General features: G+C 74.1%; 14 protein-coding genes. 9 read left to right on the forward strand and 5 right to left on the reverse strand.

The genetic code is table 11. The annotated features are described in order from the left end of the window. The first annotated feature begins 67 nt into the window (after positions 1 to 67). The 5 genes from ABD371_RS32625 (at position 68) to ABD371_RS32645 (ending at position 9,091) form a co-directional block, all read left to right on the forward strand. On the forward strand, positions 68 to 2,755 hold the full coding sequence (locus tag ABD371_RS32625) for a lantibiotic dehydratase (protein WP_344485238.1): 2,688 nt from the start codon (positions 68 to 70) through the stop codon (positions 2,753 to 2,755). Positions 2,756 to 2,804: 49 nt separating this feature from the next. After that, on the forward strand, positions 2,805 to 4,706 hold the full coding sequence (locus tag ABD371_RS32630; protein ID WP_344485241.1) for a hypothetical protein: 1,902 nt from the start codon (positions 2,805 to 2,807) through the stop codon (positions 4,704 to 4,706). Beyond that, on the forward strand, positions 4,703 to 6,652 hold the full coding sequence (locus ABD371_RS32635; RefSeq protein WP_344485244.1) for a TOMM precursor leader peptide-binding protein: 1,950 nt from the start codon (positions 4,703 to 4,705) through the stop codon (positions 6,650 to 6,652). The genes ABD371_RS32630 and ABD371_RS32635 overlap by 4 nt, the downstream gene beginning before the upstream one ends. Before the next feature lie 72 nt (positions 6,653 to 6,724). Continuing rightward, positions 6,725 to 8,461, forward strand: coding sequence for a thiopeptide-type bacteriocin biosynthesis protein (locus ABD371_RS32640; protein ID WP_344485247.1), 1,737 nt, complete (start codon positions 6,725 to 6,727; stop codon positions 8,459 to 8,461). A 69-nt stretch (positions 8,462 to 8,530) separates the two neighbouring features. Further along, the gene (locus tag ABD371_RS32645) at positions 8,531 to 9,091 is read left to right on the forward strand and encodes a GNAT family N-acetyltransferase (RefSeq protein ID WP_344485250.1); all 561 of its coding nucleotides are present in this window, start codon (positions 8,531 to 8,533) and stop codon (positions 9,089 to 9,091) included. 109 nt (positions 9,092 to 9,200) lie between these two features. Here the strand turns inward: ABD371_RS32645 and ABD371_RS32650 are convergent, their stop codons facing one another. Next, a complete protein-coding gene (locus tag ABD371_RS32650; RefSeq protein WP_344485253.1) occupies positions 9,201 to 9,725 on the reverse strand; it encodes an AAA family ATPase in 525 nt (174 codons plus the stop codon). Positions 9,726 to 9,833: 108 nt separating this feature from the next. On the opposite strand from ABD371_RS32650, the gene ABD371_RS32655 reads away from it, so the two are divergent. After that, entirely contained in the window at positions 9,834 to 11,402 is a 1,569-nt protein-coding gene (locus ABD371_RS32655; protein WP_344485256.1) for a serine protease, read from the forward strand. 45 nt (positions 11,403 to 11,447) lie between these two features. Here ABD371_RS32655 and ABD371_RS32660 read toward each other — a convergent pair whose 3' ends face one another. Next, entirely contained in the window at positions 11,448 to 11,753 is a 306-nt protein-coding gene (locus ABD371_RS32660) for a hypothetical protein (protein ID WP_344485259.1), read from the reverse strand. Positions 11,754 to 11,961: 208 nt separating this feature from the next. Beyond that, positions 11,962 to 12,987: an endonuclease/exonuclease/phosphatase family protein gene (locus ABD371_RS32665; RefSeq protein WP_344485262.1), complete on the reverse strand. Its 1,026-nt coding sequence runs from the start codon at positions 12,985 to 12,987 to the stop codon at positions 11,962 to 11,964. A 197-nt stretch (positions 12,988 to 13,184) separates the two neighbouring features. Between ABD371_RS32665 and ABD371_RS32670 the strand changes: the two genes are divergently transcribed. Further along, on the forward strand, positions 13,185 to 13,616 hold the full coding sequence (locus tag ABD371_RS32670; protein ID WP_344485265.1) for a PPOX class F420-dependent oxidoreductase: 432 nt from the start codon (positions 13,185 to 13,187) through the stop codon (positions 13,614 to 13,616). A gap of 63 nt (positions 13,617 to 13,679) precedes the next feature. Here ABD371_RS32670 and ABD371_RS32675 read toward each other — a convergent pair whose 3' ends face one another. After that, the gene (locus ABD371_RS32675; RefSeq protein WP_344485268.1) at positions 13,680 to 15,125 is read right to left on the reverse strand and encodes a glyceraldehyde-3-phosphate dehydrogenase; all 1,446 of its coding nucleotides are present in this window, start codon (positions 15,123 to 15,125) and stop codon (positions 13,680 to 13,682) included. 672 nt (positions 15,126 to 15,797) lie between these two features. Between ABD371_RS32675 and ABD371_RS32680 the strand changes: the two genes are divergently transcribed. Beyond that, positions 15,798 to 16,001 carry a cold-shock protein gene (locus ABD371_RS32680; RefSeq protein ID WP_190125554.1) on the forward strand — a complete coding sequence of 68 codons (204 nt, stop codon included), beginning with the start codon at positions 15,798 to 15,800 and terminating at the stop codon, positions 15,999 to 16,001. A 326-nt stretch (positions 16,002 to 16,327) separates the two neighbouring features. Continuing rightward, complete coding sequence (locus tag ABD371_RS32685) at positions 16,328 to 16,843, forward strand: lytic polysaccharide monooxygenase auxiliary activity family 9 protein (RefSeq protein WP_344485273.1); 516 nt, start codon at positions 16,328 to 16,330, stop codon at positions 16,841 to 16,843. A 439-nt stretch (positions 16,844 to 17,282) separates the two neighbouring features. Here ABD371_RS32685 and ABD371_RS32690 read toward each other — a convergent pair whose 3' ends face one another. After that, complete coding sequence (locus tag ABD371_RS32690; RefSeq protein ID WP_344485276.1) at positions 17,283 to 17,861, reverse strand: hypothetical protein; 579 nt, start codon at positions 17,859 to 17,861, stop codon at positions 17,283 to 17,285. Between the last annotated feature and the right edge of the window lie 65 nt (positions 17,862 to 17,926).

Below are 17,926 nucleotides of genomic sequence, written 5' to 3' on the forward strand. Positions count from 1 at the left end.
TCGGGCCCGCGGGAGCCCCGCACCACCTCGGATTCGCCCTCCTCACGCGCCGTCGACTGGATCGATAGTGAAGCCGCTCCTCCCGGAACGTCAGAAGCCCGCGGCCCGAGCCGACACCGGGCACGCCGCCCCCGCTCCCGCCCCCCGGCTCGCCCCCGGCGCTCTGATCCGTACGAACCTGCTGGGCCTGCCCGCCGAGGCCCGGCCCGCCGGCGCGTTCCGCGCGGCTCTGGCGGAACTGACGGAACTGGAGAGGGAGTTGACGGCGCTCGCTCCCGCTCTCGGCGACGCGCTGTACGCGAGCCGCGCGGGCCATGGGACGGAGTTCCACCGCGAGGTGGTGCTGCCGCTGCGCCGCGCGGTGCACAACGGGCGGGATCCGAGGCCCGCCGTCCTCGGCGGGCTGGGCGAGCTGTCCGGCCGGGTGCCCGGACTGGGCCGCTGGCTCGCCGCGCGGAGACGGAGGGGCGAGCTGCTCACGGCGCTGGAGGCCGGGACCGCGCCCGCGCTGGCCGCCGGGCGGGAGGCGCTCGCCGCGCTGTGCCGGGAGCCCGCGTTCACCCGGGCCGTGTCGTTCACCAGCACCGATCTGCTGCGTGCGGTGGTGCGCGCGGGAGAGGGCGGCCCGGACGACCGCAGGGCCCGGAAGGAGGAGGCGGGCGTGTTGCGGCACGCGATGCGCGCCGCCGCCCGGACGACCCCGCTCTCCTGGTTCACCGCCGTCGGCTGGGGCGAGCTGCCGCCCCCGGCCGGGGAACCGCGCAGGTCCTGGAGCGGCACGGAGCTGCCGCCCGCCCCGGCCGGGTCCGTCGTCCGGGTGAACCGCACCCTGGTGGAGACCCTGACGGCGGCGCTGATCACGGATCCGGTCCGCCGCGCCACCCTGCCCCACCGCATGTGCAGCAGTCCGCGGCTCTCGGAGGGCCGTGCCGCCTTCGCGCGCTCCCGTACCGCCTTCACCTCGGCGCGCTTCCTCTCCGTCGAGGACGACGAGGTCTCCCTCGCCGCCGGGGAGCCGCTGCGCCGCCTCGCCGCCCTGTGCGAGACCCCCGCCACCCTCGACGCACTGGCCGGGGCGCTCGCCGGGCCCGGGGAGCACGACGCGGCGCTCTCCTTCCTCGGGCAGGTGTACGACGCGGGGCTGCTCGTCCCCGTGCCGCCCGTCGGCCTCCAGGACCCGGACCCGCTGTCGGGGCTGGCGCACTGGCTCCGGGAGACGACCGGTTCGCCGCGGGACCGGGAACTGGCCTCCCGTGTCGAGGAGATCGCGGAGGCCACCCACGCCTTCGGGGCGGCGGAACCCCACCGCCGTACCGCCCTTCACACCGGCCTCCGGGAGCGCTGGGGGGCCCTGCTCGACGAGGTGGACCGTCCGGTGGGCGGCCCGGCGGGCGGCGACGCGGCGGCCGGACTCACCGTGCTGAGCGAGGACGTCGTCCTCGCTGAGCCGGTCCGGCTGGACGGCTTCCTCGGCGGCGCGGACCACGAGGCGCTGAGCGAACTGTCCGCGCTCACCGAACTCTTCGACCTCGGCCCCGTCGTACGCCGCTGCGTCCGGGACGGCTTCGTCGCCCGCTACGGCCCCGGCGGCGTCTGCCCCCATGTCTGGGACTTCGGCGCGGACGCCTACGAGGCCTGGCAGCGGGCCACCCGGATCGTCGCCGGCGGATCCCCGGACGCGCCGCCCGGGAGCGGTGCCGGACAGCTCTCCGCGCTCCGCTCCGAGCTGGTGCGCGCCGTGCACCGGGCCCGTGCCGACAGCGGCGGCGGCCCCGGCGAGGATGTCGTCCTCCCGGCCGCCCTGGTCACGGAACTCGTCCGCCGGACACCGCCGTGGGCGACCCGCCGCCCGGTGTCGTACTCCCTCTTCCTCCAGCGCGGGCACGACGGGCTGCTCTGTGTGAATCAGGTGTACGGCGGGTGGGGGCGCTTCACCAGCCGCTTCCTGGACTCCCTGCCCCCGGCGGCGGTACGGGGGACGGCGAAGGCGGTGCTCGGGGCGCTCGCTCCCGGCGCGCGGGCCGCCCAGATCCGGCCGGTCGCCGGCTTCAACGCGAATCTGCATCCGCTCTTCGTGCCCCAGGAGATCGGACCCGACCGCTCGCACGCCTCGCTCGGCGCGGCCGATGTGGAACTGTTCCACGAGGTGAGCACCGATGAGGTACGCGTCCGGCTCAAGGACGGCGGCGAGCCGGTCGACGTGCTCTACGCGGGCGTGTTCACGCCCCTGCTGCTCCAGCCGAGGCTCGCGCCGCTGCTGACCGACCATCCGCACGGCACCACCGACTTCTCCGCCCTGGCCCCCCGGCGGGTCACCCCCGTGCCCGGCGGCGATCTCGTGAGCACGCCCCGGGTCCGCCACCGCCATCTGGTGCTGCGCCGACGCCGGTGGCAGCTGGCGGGCGGCAGTGTCGCGGCGCTGCGGGCGGAACTCGCGGCCGAGGGCGGGGTGCCGGTGGCGACCGTCGCACGGTGGCGGGCGCTCCTCGGCGTACCCGATCAGATCTATCTGCACGCGGGGCCGCCCGCGCGGGGCGAGCGCGTGACGGAGGACGTCCTGCACGCTCTCGACCGGCCCAAGCCGCAGTTCGTCGATCTGGGGGACGCCCTCCATCTGCGCTGTCTGGGGAAGTGGCTGGCCCGGCACCCGGACGGCGCGGTGCTGGAGGAGGCACTGCCGGCCCCCGGGACGGCCGGGGCCGGACCGGCGGTCGAGCTGGTGGTGGAGACCTACCGCGCCGGGCGGCCCGAGTGAACGCCGAGTCGCCGGGCGCACCCGGCGGGACGAACCCGAGGGGACACCTATGAGCGGCCGTCAGCCGGCGACGAGCGCCCCCGCGCCGCCGGACGCACTCGATTCGCCGGACGCACCGGACGCACTGGACTCCCTGCGGCACCGGCGGCTGCGCCCGGGCGTCACCGCGACCCCGCTCAGGGACGGGGTGCACCTGCGCGGCTGGATCACGAGCGTCTCGCTGGAGGGCAGCCCCGCGCTCCCCGCGCTGTGGGAGCACCTGGCCGACGCGCTCGCGACGGACGGCGGTGCGGCGGCCCTGGCCGACGCGGTCCCGGCCGGTTCACCGCTGCGGGCGGCCCTGGTCTCGCTGATCGACCGGCTGAGCGAACACGATCTGCTGGTCGAGCGGGGCGGGCACGACGGCGGACTCGGCGGCCCGCTCGCGGGGCAGTGGCTCGGCACGGTCGCCGACCGGCCCGGTGAGGCGGCGGCCCGCCTCGCCGGGTCCCGGACGCGGGTGCTCGGCCCCCGGCCCGACGGAGCGTTCGCCCGCGCCGCCGGGCGGGCTCTGGACCGCGGCGGCACCGGGGCCGAGCGGGCCCGGGAGGAGCTGCCGGACGGGCAGCTCCTCCTGGTCGCGTCCCTGCCCGGCGGCGAACTGTCCGTGTCCGCCGGGGTGTACGCGGGCTTCGGCTTCGTCACGCCCGTGGGCAGCCCGGCGCAGGCGCGGGCGGATGCGGCGGCCCTCGCCGAACGGCTCGGCGGGGTCTCGCGGACCGGGGAGCCCGGGGAGCACCCGGCGCTGACCGCGCTCGTGGCGGCATCGGCGGCGCAGCGTCTGCTGTGCGCCGTCGCCGGGCTGCGCGATCCGTCCGCCGAGGCGGGCGGCGCGCGTCTGCTGCCGGACCGGCCGGCCGCGCTCGTCGCGGGCGAACGGCCGCTGCGGGGCGAGTACCGGACCTGGCTGGGTCCAAACCTCGTGGACGCGGACCGGGCCGCCCCCGGTGCGGTCCCCCTGACCCTGGCCGACGCGCTGGCCCGGATCCCGGTGCTCGGCGACGGCGAGCTGGGCGTGCTGGACGCGCCCTCCCCCGGCGCGCTGCCGCAGCTGCCCGCGGCCCTGGTCCGCTGCGCGACGCCGGGGGGCGAGCTGCTCTCCGGCGCGGCGCGGGCGGACCTCGCCCGGCTCGACGCGGTGTGCCGCGCCGCCGAACTGCGCCTGGGGGGCGACGGCCTGGATCTTGTCGTCGGAGTCAACCCCGGGCACGCGCGCGGCCGGGCGCTGCGCCGGGCCGCGGGCCATCGGGACGCGGTGCCCCGGACACCTGTCGAAGCCGCGGCCGGACCGCCCGGCCGTCCGGTGGCGTGGCAGCCGCTGGACACGGTCCATCCGCAGGCGCGGCACTGGTGGTCCGTACTGGTCCGGCGGCTCGGCGTGGACGCGGAGCCGGAGGTCTCCCGTATCGCCGCGGACCCCGGTGTGTTCCGTGCCGTGGTGCGCGGGCGTACGGTCGCGGGCGGGCCGCTCCGTGTCCTCGGCACGGCCGTGGAGGCGACGGCGGACGACGCGGTGGCCTATGCCGCGCTGTCGGCGGTGGTCCGGATCCAGGCGGGCGCGAGCGCCCCGGACCTCCGGTTCCTCACGCTGCCCAGCGGTGCGTCGGCCGCGCTCGGCGCGGCAGCGGACCGGGCCCCGTGGGAGGACGGGGGCTGGACGACGGCGTGGCTCGGGGAGACGGCGGGCCGGGAGGAGTCCCTCCAGGACGCGCTGGCCGAGGCGACCGGGCACTCCCCGCGCCCGTGGGAGCCCGCCGCCGGCACGCCCGCGCACCCGGTGTGGTCCGCGCTGCGGCAGTGCGGCTTCTCGGTTCTCTCCCCCTCCTCCGGCTCGGACCGGAACAGCGGCGCGTCACGGTCCGTGCCCAAGTCACGGTCCGTGCCCAACACCCCCGTGGAAGGACCCCGGTGACCTCAGCCGATCCGCTCCGGCACGCCCTGTCCGAACGGCACCCGGTCGTTCTCGGCGCACCGGAGGCCCTGCGCCTGACCGGGGGAAGCGCGCTCGTGCTCCTCGACGAGTGGAGTCTCGGCACGGCGGCGGAGGTGTCCCGCCACGCGCTGCGGCACCCGGTGACCCTCGTCCCCGTCCGGAGCGACGGGGCGATCACCGTGGTGGGGCCCGTGCTGCGGCCCGGCGCGCGAGGCTGTCTGTCCTGCGGCGAGTACCGGCGGCTGGCGACCATCGGCGGCCGGGCCCCCTGGAACAGCCCGGAACTCCGGCTCGCGGGCCGGCCCTCGCCCGCCTTCCTCGACGCCGTAGGCGTCCTGGCCGCCGACCTGCTCGCGGACGGAACGCCGCCGGACGCGGGCACGGACTCGGACGCGGGCGCGGTCGTCCATGTCGTCCACAGCGGCCGGGCCACCTGGTCGACCCATGAGTTCAGGCCCGTGGGCGGCTGCCCGGTGTGCCTGCCGCTGCCGCCCGACGGGGCCGAAGTCGCCGAGGCCGTCCTCGGCCCGGAGGCGCGCCGGCTGCCGAGACCCCCGCACGACCCCGCGACGCTGCGCGAGCCCAACGCGCGGACGGGCGCGGCGGGTCTGCGCGCCGAGCTGTTCGACGAGCGGTTCGGGCCGGTCAACCAGATCCTGCGGACCGAGGAGTCCGTGCACAGCCTGACGAGCGCGTACGTCACCTTCGGCCGCCACGGGCGCGACGGCGGCTACGGACGGAGCCTCGACTTCGACGGCAGCGAGCGCGTCGCGCTCTTCGAGGCGGCCGAACGCCTCGCGTCGATGAGCCCGACCGGCCGGCGGACCGCGCTGCGCGCGCCCTACGCCGAGCTGGGGCCCGAGCGGGCGGTGGATCCGGTACGGCTCGGTCTGCCCGACCCCGCGCACCACGGCCATCCGGCGTCGGCGACCGTCCCGTACACCCCGGAACTGCCCCTGGAGTGGGTGCACGGCTGGTCCCTGACCCACGATCGGCCCATGGCGGTGCCCGAGCACGTCGCCTACTGGGACCCGAGCCCGGGGCTGCCCCGGGTGGTGTACGAGTGCTCCAACGGCTGCGGTCTGGGCAACAGCACCCAGGAGGCGGCGCTGTACGGCCTGTTCGAGGTCGCCGAGCGGGACGCGTTCCTGATGGCCTGGTACGCGCGCACCCCGCTGCGCAGGGTCGCCCCGCCCGCCGACGACCCGGAAGTGGCCCATCTGACCGACCGTGCGGCGCTCGCGGGCTACCGGGTGACCCTGTTCGACGCCACCAACGACCTGGGGGTGCCCGTGGTGCTGGCCGTCGCGCTGCACCGGGGCGAACCCTCCACGGCCCCGCAGGCGTTCGTGGCCGCCGGAGGGCACCACGATCCGCGCGCGGCGATCCGCTCCGCCGTCGCCGAGGTCGTGACGAATGTGGTCAACGCCGTGCACCGGCACCGCGCCGAACCGGAGCTGTACGACCGGCGGCGGCTGCTGCCCATGCTGGAGCGGCCCGAGCTGGTCCTGACGCTCTCGGACCATGTGGCCGTGAACACCCTGCCCGAGGCGCGGTCCCGGCTGGACTTCCTGCACGGGGGCGGCGACCGGGGCGGTCCGGCGGCCGACTGGCGCGAGATCTGGCCCGGCGCGCCCGGACCGGTGCCGGATCTCACCTCGCTCCTGGAGCGGACGGTGGACCGGCTGGCCGGGCTGGGGCTGGAGGTCGTCGTCGTCCCCCTGGACGAGCCCGGCGTCCGGGACCGGCTCGGTCTGCGTACCGTCAAGGTCGTCGTCCCCGGGTCCCTGCCCATGACCTTCGGGCATGTCAACCGGCGCACGCTCGGGCTCCCCCGGCTCCTTGAGACGCCGTACCGGCTGGGCCGGGCGGACCGGGTGCTCCGCCACGAGGAGCTGTCCCCGCACCCGCACCCGTTCCCCTGAACCACAGACTCCCCGTGCCCCCTTCCGTGACGTGCCGAGCGACCAGGACACCCAGTGACGGACCCCATCGTTGTGACGACAGCACCCCCGGCGCGGCCCGGGGGCGGGCCGGCGGGCCCGGACGGCTGGCTGAGCCTCCACTGCTTCCTGCGGTCCGCCCCCGAGGACAACGACGCCTTCCTCCACGAGGAGCTGGCCCCGCTGCTCGACGGGCTCGTCGCCCGGGGCGGGGCCACCGGCTGGTTCTACATCCGCTACGACGAGGGCGGACCGCATCTGCGCGTCCGGGTGCGGGGAGCCGACCCGGCCGGGGCCGCTGCGCTGCCGGGGACGCTGGCGCGCCTGGCGGAACGGCTGGCGGTCGCCGAGGACCCGCCGCCGGAGCCGGCGGACGGGAGCCCTCCGGAGCGGCACGCGCGGCATGCCGAGGTCCGCCCGGAGCCGTACGTACCGGAGACCGCGCGGTACGGCGGGCCGGACGCCCTGCCGGTGGCGGAGGAGGTGTTCATCCTCTCCAGCCGGGTGGCGGTGCGAGCCCTGGCCGGAGCGCCGCGCGGCAGCGCGCGGCTCGCCCTCGCCGTCGATCTCGCCCACACCACGGCCCTCGCCTGCGGGATGGACCCGCTGACGGCGGCGCGGTGGCTGCGGCGGCACGCGGCGGGCTGGCGATGGGCCGAGGATGTCCCGCTGCTCGCCCCCCATCACATCCACACCAAGGTCAATCTCGTCTACGCGCTCCAGCGCGAGGCCCTCGCCGCCCGGGCGGAGTCGGTACGGCGGGGGCTGGACGAGGGCACGGCCCCCGCCCCGCTGCTGGACTGGTACCACGGGGTCCGGGCCGCCGACGAGACGCTGAAGTCCCTCGTGCCCTCCGTGAACCGTCCGCAGGTGTGGGCCTCCCAGCTGCACATGCTGTTCAACCGGCTGGGAACCGCGCCCGACGAGGAGCGGGCCGTGTGCCGCCTCGCCGCGCGCACGCTCCTCGACCGGGGCGAGGACGCCTCGTACTTCCCCGCCGGGCATCTCTCCCCCGACCGGCAGTATCTGGAGCGGAGCAAGTTCCACCTCGGACGCGAACAGGACTCGGCGGCCCGCGAGCTGCCGCCCTCGCTCTTCGGGCCCGCACCCGGCGACGACGTCCGGGACCGGGCCGAGATCCCCCTTCCCGCCGATCCCCTCCCCGAGACGGGGCTGCGTACGGTGATGACGGGCCGGGTCTCGCGGCGCGGCGCGCTGACGGGCCCGCTGGACGCGAGGACGCTCGGCACCCTGCTGTGGGGGGCCCACGCCTCCGGGCACACCTCGGTGCAGCCTCTCGCGGACGGGAGCGAGCGGCGGATGCGCCACCGCCCGTATCCGAGCGCCGGGGCCCTCTACACCGCCGGCATCCGGCTGATCGCCCTGGACGTCGACGGTCTGCCCCCGGGCACCTACCAGTGCCTGCCGGACCGGCGGTCCCTGCGGCTCATCGGCCCCGCGCCCACCCGCCAGGAGGTCGGTTCCCTCTCCTCCTATCTCTCCCGTCCTCCCGGCGACCCCGACGGCATCGCCCCGGACGGGCTCCCGGTACTCCTCGGGCTGTACGCGAACCTCGGCCTGCTCCGGGAGCGCTACGGCCTGCGCGCCCTGCGCCTCGGCCTCCTGGAGGCGGGCCATCTCGCGCAGTCCCTCCTCCTCGCGGCCACCGCGCTGGAGCTCGCCACCACCCCGCTCGGCGGCTTCCGCGACGACCTGGCCCACGAGGTGTTCGGACTGGACGACCTGGACCGGCCCCTCCAGTACCTGCTGCCGATGGGCCGCCCCCGGTAGGCCGCGGCCGTGTCGCGCGTACTCGGTTATTCGGTGGAAGTGCCCACCGCCCGCGATGAGGATCGCGGCATGACCGTCTTCCTGGAGACCGAACGTCTCGTACTGCGCCCGTTCACCGAGGCCGACGCCGGCCGCCTCCTCGCCCTGGACAACGACCCCGACGTCATGCGCTTCATCAACGGAGGCCGCCCGACGACCCTGACCGCGATCCGGACGCACACCCTGCCCCGGTTCCTCCTCGACCACGCCCGCACCGGGTCCCGCGGCTACTGGGCCGCCCTGGAGAAGGCCACCGGGACCTTCCTGGGCTGGTTCGAATTCCGCCCCCTGGACGACCCCGGCCCCTGCGCCGTCGAACTCGGCTACCGGCTCAACAGAGCAGCCTGGGGCCTCGGATACGCCACGGAGGGTGCGCGGGCCCTGATCCACAAGGGCTTCACCGACCTCGGGGTGGAGCGGGTGACGGCGAACACCATGGCGGTCAACACGGCGTCCCGCCGGGTGATGGAGAAATCGGGCCTGTCGTTCCTCCGGAACTTCACCGGCGACTGGCCCGAGGTGATCGAGGGCTCCGAGCACGGCGAGGTCGAGTACGAACTCACCCGGGAGCGGTGGGAGCGACGCCGGTAGGCGGCCGATTCCCGGCCCGCCGCCATATGTGTGGAGCCGACGAGGGCGTGCATCAGGAGCCGAACGTCTGGATGCGGCACGGCCGACCGGGCAGGAGTTCGAGCGCCTGCTACGCGCTCTCGACCCTCGCCATGATGATCTCCGCGACGCGGGAAGGGGGGATCCCGGTGGTGTCGACGACTTCGGCCTCGCGGCGGAGCCAGGGCAGGGACTCCTGGTACTCCGGCAGATGATCGAGACGCCACTGACGGGCGGTGACGCTCTCCGGCACCGTGTCGGTCCCGATACGGTGGACCAGGGTGTCCCAGTCGGTGTCCAGCAGGAAGTGGTGCACCGGGATGCCGGCCGCCCCCAGACCCGTACGGATCTCCTGCCAGTACCGCTCGACCAGAACGGTCTGGGTGACCACCAGGGTGCCGCCGACATGGTCCAGGACCTGCCGCGCGGTCTCCACCACCAGGCCCCGCCAGGGCGGGAAGTCCTGGAAGTCCCGCTCGGGCACGCCCAGTACGTGCCACAGCATCTCTCCGACCTTCTCGGTGTCGAGGAGTCTGGAGTCCGGGATCCGGGAGGTCAGCTCTTTCGCGGTGGTGGTCTTGCCCGCGCCGAAAGTTCCGTTCAGCCAAATGATCACGCTTCCGACCCTACGCGGACCGGCCGGTGTCCGGCCGGCGTTCGGCCGGCGTTCGGCCGATGTGATCCAGTTCATGGAACTCGGGCGCTCCAGAGGGCAGTGCACATCATGACCATTCCTTCCGCACCCCGCCGGAGCGTCCTGCGCGCCCTGGCCGTCAGCGTCGCCCTGGTGGGCGGCGCGATCCCCGCCTCGGGCACTGCGGCCTCCGCCGAGCCGCCCGGGACCTACACCCTGACGATCAACCATCTCGACCGGGCCGGCCGGGCCACGGCGGACTACCTCACCGGCGTGCACGGCCTCTCGGGGCCGAACGCGGGCAAGTCCGTGAAGCCGCACGACGCGTCCGGCACCACCACGGTCCGGCTGCCCCGGGGGCGGTACGCCCTGGACAGCGCGCTCCACAAGAGCGAGCCGGCGGACGGCGTCGACTGGATCGTGCAGCCGCGTCTCGACCTCGACCGCGACACCACGGTCACCGTCGACGCGCGGACCACCGCCGCCGTCGACGTCCGTCCTCCCGACCCTGCCGCGAAGCTCTACGTCGGCATGATGCTGGCCGAGATCACCCACAACGGCGTCACCCACCACCCCAACGTCTCCACCGGCGGCGCGGAACTGCGCGTCGCCCACCTCGGCCCCGCGGCGGAACCCGGGTCGGTGCGGCAGTGGTTCGACGGCCACTGGGAGGCCGGGAAGGGCGTCTACTCCCTCGGCTACGCCTTCACCGGCGACCGCGCCCTGACCGGCCTCACCCGGCACCCCGCCCGGCGGGACCTGGCCACCGTCCGCGTCGGCGCAGCCGCCACACCGGGCACGAGCGGGTACGCCAACGTCTTCGTGACGCCGAGCGCCGGACCGACCGTCGGATACGGCGGCACCGTCAAGACCCCCGGCACGGCGACCCACTTCGTGACACCGGAGCGCGGCACCTGGGACTTCATGTACGCGACCCGGGACGCGTCGGGCGCGACGGCCAGGCGTTACCACGCCGACGGCGTCCGCGTGCGCGCGGGCGAGACCACCTCGCTCACCTTCGACAACGCCGTCTTCGGCCCCGACCTCACCGGCCGCCCCGGCGCGGTGCGCGAGGGCCGCCGGATCTCCGTGGACCTCCCGCTGCTCGCCGACGGAGAAGGCCACACCTCCGTCGAACGGGCCCCGGACGAGACCGTCTCGTTCACCCTGCACCGCGACGGTGTGCCCGTCGCGCCGGAGGCCAGCGCCCCGGGGCGGGCCGCCTTCACCGTGCCCCCGGGGCGCGCCGCCCACCGCCTCACCGGCACGGCCCGGCGCACCGGCGCTCCCGGCACCGCCACCCGGGTGACCTCGGTATGGACCTTCGCCTCCGCCACCACGGCAGGCCCGACGCCGCTTCCGCTGAGCGCGGTCCGCTTCTCCCCCGGTCTGAGCCTGACCGGAACCGCTCCCGCCGGCACGGCCCTGCGGATCCCCGTCACCGTCCAGGGTGCCGCCGCGAACGGCCGGACCCGTTCCCTCACGGTCTCCACGTCCACGGACGGCGGTGCCACCTGGACCCGGCTCCCCGTCACCCGGGGTGCCGTCACCTTCCGCAACCCGCCCGCGGACACCGGTGTCTCGCTGCGCGCCGAACTGACCGACACCGACGGAAACACCCTCACCCAGACCACCGTCGACGCCTACCGCACCCGATGACCGCCGCCCCGCTTCCCGCTCGTGCGGGAAGCGGGGCCGACGGCCCTACTCCCCGGCGTCCTCGGCAGGCCCCCCGGCGGCGCGCTGTTCCCTGCGGGCCCGGGTGCGGGCGATCCGGGCCGCCGCCACGATCCGCAGGCCCTCCTCGCGCTCCCGGGCGTACCCCATGGGCTCCACGACATGTGAGCAGAGACCGCACACATAGCCCCCGTTCGGCCCGGTGAGCGCCCGGACCTGCAAGCACCTGTCGCACCGGACGTACTGGTACGCCTGGTGCTTGACGGTCGGTTCGGGGTCCCGGCCCGTGGCGCAGGTCCCGCAGACCCAGTCCCCGCCGGGGCCCTGTCTCATCGCCCCACCGCAGCGCGGGCAGTTCGTGACCATGAAGCACCGCATCCCATCCGCCGTCGCCTCGGGCAGAGCCCCTACGGACCAGACCGTACCGACTGTGGTCTCCGACCACCATGGCCGCCGCGGTCGCCGCCGCGAGGGCCGGGTGCGGACGGACGGTTCTCCAACACCGGCAGCACACTCGCCGGGCCCGGGTTCAGCCCCGGGTTCAGAGGGTGAAGGAGGCGCTCACGGGGAGGTGGTCGCTGGCGGTGGCGGGCAGGGTCCGCGCGGAGACCGGCCGGAGTCCGCGGGCGAGGATGTGGTCGATGCGCGCCACGGGCATCCGCGCGGGCCAGGTGAAACCGAAGCCGTCGCCCGCCGTCTCCTGGGCCGCCTTCATCCCGCGCAGCACGGGCGCGAGCCCCCGGTCGGCCACCGTTCCGTTGAAGTCGCCGACGAGGAGGGTCCGCTCCGACCGCTCCCGGTCGACGGCCTCCGCGAGAAGCCGGGCCGCGGCGTCGCGGCGGTCGGTGGTGAAGCCGGACGCCGGGGTGACCCGGACCGATGCCAGATGCGCGACAAAGACGGTGACGTCGCCCTTCGGCGTATCGAGCGTGGCTCTCAGGGCGCGGGGCCACGGCATGATGTCCACGGGTTCCGCGCCGGTCATCGGATAGGTGCTCCAGAGACCGACCCCGCCCTGGACCGTGTGATGGCGGTAGCGGGGAGCAAGGGCTTGGTGGAACGTCTCCCGGGCCCCGGGGGCGAGTTCCTGCACCGCGATCACCTGGGCGCCCGTGTCCGCGAGCCTGCGGGCGGCCCCCGCCGGATCGGGGTTGTCCGCGCCGATGTTGTGGCTGACCACGATCAGCTCCCCGCCCTTCTCCCGTTTGTCGACGAGCGAGCCTCCGAACAGATACAGCCAGGCCAGCGCGGGAAGCGTCACGGCGGCGAGTGCGATCCAGGAGCGGCGGAACAGCGCGAGCAGGAGCAGCGGCGGGATCGCCAGGCCGGACCAGGGCAGAAAGGTCTCGACGAGGCTGCCGGACCGGTGGCTCCCGTTGGGGATCAGGGGGTGGGCGATCAGGACGGCCGCGTACAGCGCGGCCAGTACCGCCGTACGTACGCCCCTGCGCCGTACGGCCCTCGGCGGCGCGGCGGGGCCGTCCGCCCCGGAGCGCGGTACGGGGCGCTCGTCCTGGATGACGGCGGGACCGGCGACGGGCGGGTCGTGGTCGGGCTGGTCGTGCATGGCGGTGCCTCCGGAGGGGACGGGCACGCGGGGAAGGCGCGTACCGGTCACTCTCCGGGAGCGGTGTGTCGACGTCGCGGAGACCGTTCGTCGGATGCCGCTCGGCCGGGTATCCGTCGTGTATCGGGGCGGTCCCGGCGGTTCCCCCGGATGCCGGTACCCGGAATACGGGGTGGGGGAGGCGGGTTGGGGCCGACATGGCAGACACAGATTACGATCCGCACGCGCTGCTCGCGCGCAGCCGGCTCGGCGTGCTCGCGACGATCAAGTCCGACGGCCGGCCCCAGCTCTCTCCGGTCATGCCCTCGTACGACCGGGCCGCGGGCGTCATCCGGGTGTCCATGAGCGAGGGGACCGCCAAGGTCGCCAACCTGCGCCGGGACGCACGGGCCTCGCTGGAGGCGACCAGCGAGGACGGCAAATCGTGGGCGACCGCCGAGGGGACGGCCACGCTCGTGGGGCCGGGGACGGATCCGGAGGGTCCCGAGGTCCAGGCGCTGGTGGACTACTACCGCGCCGCCGCCGGCGAGCATCCCGACTGGGAGGAGTACCGCTCGGTCATGGTGTCCGACCGCCGGGTGCTGCTGACGATGACGGTGGACAAGGTGTACGGCGCGAAGATCGGCTGAAAGGGCTGAAGCAGGGCGGGCGGCCCGGCCGGGGAAGGCCCCCGGCCGGGCCGCCCTACGGGATCAGGCCACCGGGACCGGGTAGGTCGGGTACTCCACCCCGGACACGTGCTGGACGACACGGATGACCTGGCAGGAGTAGCCGAACTCGTTGTCGTACCAGAGGTAGAGGATCGCGTCGTCGCCCTCGACCTTGGTCGCGCCCGCGTCGACGATCGAGGCGTGGCGCGAGCCGATGAAGTCGCTGGAGACCGCGTCGGGGGCGCTGATGAAGTCGATCTGGCGCTTGAGCGGGGAGGTCAGCGACACATTGCGGAGGTAGTCGAGGACTTCCTCGCGGGTGGTCTCGCGGGCGAGCCGCAGGCTGAGGATCGCGATCGAGACGTCCGGCACGGGGACGCGGATCGAGCTGCCGGTGATCCTCGCGTCGAGGTCGGGCAGCGCCTTGGCGACGGCGGAGGCCGCACCCGTCTCGGTGATGACCATGTTGAGCGGCGCGGAGCGGCCTCGGCGGTCGGACGGGTGGTAGTTGTCCAGCAGGTTCTGGTCGTTGGTGAACGAGTGGACGGTCTCCACATGGCCGCGCAGCACGCCGAACTCGTCCGCCATCGCCTTCAGCGGCGGGACGATCGCGTTGGTGGTGCAGGAGGCGCAGGACAGGATCTGCTCGTCCGGCTTGATCATGTCGTGGTTGACGCCGTGGACGACATTGAGGACGTCGCCCTTGCCGGGCGCGGTCAGGACGACCTTGTCGATGCCGGGGCGGAGGTGCTTGGAGAGCCCCTCGCGGTCGCGCCACCTGCCGGTGTTGTCGATGAGGATGGCGTTCTTGATGCCGTACTCGGTGTAGTCCACCGTCGTGGGGTCGTCGGAGTAGATCATCGTGATCTCGTGACCATTGGCGATGATCTTGTTGTTCGCCTCGTCGACGGTGATCGTGCCCTGGAACTGGCCGTGGATGGAGTCCCGGCGCAGCAGCGAGGCGCGCTTGACGAGATCCTGGCCGGCGCCCTTGCGGACGACGATGGCGCGCAGCCGCAGGCCGTTGCCGGAGCCGGCCTTCTCGATGAGCAGACGGGCGAGGAGGCGGCCGATGCGGCCGAAGCCGTAGAGGACGACATCGCGGGACTCGCGGCGCTCGATCTTGTTGTCGCCCGTGGCCCCGGCGACGGTCTCGGCGGTGAACTCCTCGACCGGCAGCCCCCGGTCGTCGGTCTTGTACAGCGCGGCGAGCATGCCGATGTCGATCTGGGAGGGGCCGAGATCGAGCGTGGTGAGGGCCTTCAGGAACGGCATCGTGTCGGTGACCGAGAGTTCCTCGCCGGCGATCTGCCGGGCGAAGCGGTGGGTCTTGAGGATGCTGACCACTGACTTGTTCACCAGGGAGCGGCTGTGCAGCAGGACCGTGACGTCCCGCTCCCGGTGGAGCTTTCCGATGATCGGGATCATCGACTCCGCGATCTCTTCGCGGTTCTTCCAGTTGGTGAACGAGTCCTCGTTGACAGTCACAGGATTCTCTTTCGAGCTAGGCGGCGCTCATATGCTAACCCCACGCTACTTCGGCCATTCAAACGGCGTGCGACCACCCCCTCGCGACCCTCGCCCGAGGGCCGCCCGACACCCCGAAACAGCAGGTCAAGGACGGTTCCCCAGACTCGCGGGCATCGGCCAACTCGCCTTGCGGGCATGGTCGATGGCCTCTTTCCGGACAGCCGAACGGCGCGTTCCGCAGGGCGTCGAGCCCGACGGGCCGGCCCGCCCCCTCCCTCGCTCCCCCGCCGTTCGACGGGGTTCACCCGACCGCACCGGGCGTACGAACGCTGCGTAAGCGCCGAGACACATGCGATCAGCATCGATTTCCGGCCGGTGTCGCACGGGGAACCCGGTGAGCTGGACGGATGCCGGCCGAGCCGGTCCATCGACGGCGGGCAGCGCGGGGGCCCATGATCACTGTCGGCAGCCGGTCCCCCGCCCCCGCCGGCCGGTACGCCTCCGCCGCCGCGGGAGCCGAGCGCGCGCCCGATCGACAAGAGGTCGAATTCCGGCCATGAGATGCGTTCGGGTGTCCGAGTTCCCCGTATCGCCATCGGTGGCCGAACTCGTACCTTCCGTGATGTGCGCTGATCAGGAGCGGTCCCGTACCCGCTTCGAGGCGTCCGGCACCTCCGAAAGGGAAGCAGCATGGCTACAGGCACAGTGAAGTGGTTCAACGCGGACAAGGGCTTCGGCTTCATCCAGCAGGACGACGGCGGCCCGGATGTCTTCGTGCACTTCTCCGCCATCCAGGCGCAGGGCTACAAGTCCCTCAACGAGGCCGACCAGGTCTCGTACGAGGTCGCACAGGGCCCCAAGGGCCCCCAGGCGGAGAACGTCACCGTGCGATAGCCCGGCGTTCCCGCGCTTCCGGTCCGGCCCGGTGTGATCCTCGGCGATCACACCGGGCCGGACCGGTTTTCCATGACCGCACCGGCCCTTCGGGCGGGGCGACCGGCGGCCGGTACCCGGCGCCCCGAAGGAATGGCGGCTTCCGATCTATTTGACAGTGACCTGACAAGGGTATGGTCCAGACCAAGGGTCGATACGTCCTCGCCGTCACGTCCACGGCCGCCGGTACCCCCAGAACGCCGGCCGCCGCTCGGCGAAGCGCGTGTCACCACCCTCGGCGAGGCCCGGCAGGAGCCGCGGGGCCTCCACAGCTGAAGGAGCTGGACATGAACGGGAAGAAAAAGCTGGCCTTCGTCATCGGCGCGGGGATCGCACCCCTCCTCGCCGTGAGCCTGCCGGCAAGCTCGGCCAGTGCTCACGGCTATATCTCCTCCCCTCCCAGCCGACAGGCCCAGTGCGCCGCCGGCACCGTCCCCTGCGGACCCATCAAGTACGAACCCCAGAGCGTGGAAGGACCCAAGGGCCTGCGCAGCTGTAGCGGTGGGCAGTCCCTCTTCTCCGAGCTCGACAATGACGGCAAGGGGTGGAAGGTGACCCCCGTCAGCGGTTCGACCACCTTCAACTGGCGCCTGACCGCGCGGCACGCCACCAGCACCTGGCAGTACTACGCCGGCGGCCGGCAGATCGCGGAGTTCGACGACGGGGGCGCCCGGCCCGGTGCGACCGTGTCGCACCAGGTCGACTTCGGCGGCCTCAGCGGCAGGCAGAAGGTGCTCGCCGTGTGGAACATCGCCGACACCCCCAACGCCTTCTACGCCTGCGTGGACGTCGACGTCCGCTGATCCGGCGGTACAACGAGTACAGCGAGTACGGCCGGCACGGAAACGTGTGACGACCGCGGTGGGCGTGCCGTCGCCCACCGCGGTTCCCCGTTTTCGGGGCTGGGGCCGAGACGGTTCCGGCGCTCAAGGTGCCGGCCGGCCCGGCAGGTCGTCCTCGACGCGGATCCGGGCGCCGGCCACCACGGCGGTCCGGGCCGGTTCCGCCCCGGCGGGCGGGGTGGCGGAGACCGTCGCGCGGTCCGTGACCCCACGTGAACGCGAGGTGCCGGCTCCGCTCGGGGCGGGTCTGTCCGGCGGGGAGATCGCCGACCGGCTGCACATGGGGTGCCGACCGTGAAGACCCATGTGGCCAATCCGATGGCGAAGGCGGGCCGGGACAACCGCACCCGCCTCGCGGTGCTCGCCGTCCGCTCGGGCGTCACCGCGGGGTGAGGCGGCCTCAGCGCCGGATGCTGTAGTGGGTGATGCGGGAGCGGGCGTCGTCCTCGGCGAGGCCGAGGGCCTTGCCGACGACGTCCCACGGGATCTCGTCGGCCTCCGCGGCATAGGCGGCGATCCGGCCGACGCGGTGGGTGGTGCGCTCCAGCGCGGCGACCGCCTTCAGCGCGGCCAGTGGCGCGTCGTCCGCGAGGGCGCTCAGCTGCTGCTCCAGCCGCTCCAGGAGATCGGCGAGTCCGGTGGGCAGCGGCACCGAGCGGGACTCGACATCGGCGAGGTGCCGCAGCCAGTCGCGGTGGGGGCCCGAGAGGTCGAAGTCGTCCGGGTCGGCTTCGTCCACCTGGGACCAGTCGAGCGGATAGAGGGCTGTGCCGCGCCAGCCGCAGGAGCACGAGCCGCGCACGCGGTCCGCCTTCGGCGCTCCCAGCGTGCCGTCGTACGCCCACCACTCGCTGGTGCTGTGCACGTCGGCACCGCTGCCGATGTCGATGTACACCGGTTTGGGCTCGCTGCCGTCGGGCAGGACCGCGCCCGCCCGGCCCTCGTGGGACGACCCGTACTCCTCCAACTGCCACCCCATGGCCTCTCCTTGTCTCCGGTCGGGTTCGGGCAGGACGCGACGGGAGACCGCCGCAGTCGCCGCGC

The organism is Streptomyces amakusaensis, from assembly GCF_039532665.1.
In the GTDB taxonomy this organism is placed as follows: Bacteria; Actinomycetota; Actinomycetes; order Streptomycetales; family Streptomycetaceae; genus Streptomyces; species Streptomyces amakusaensis.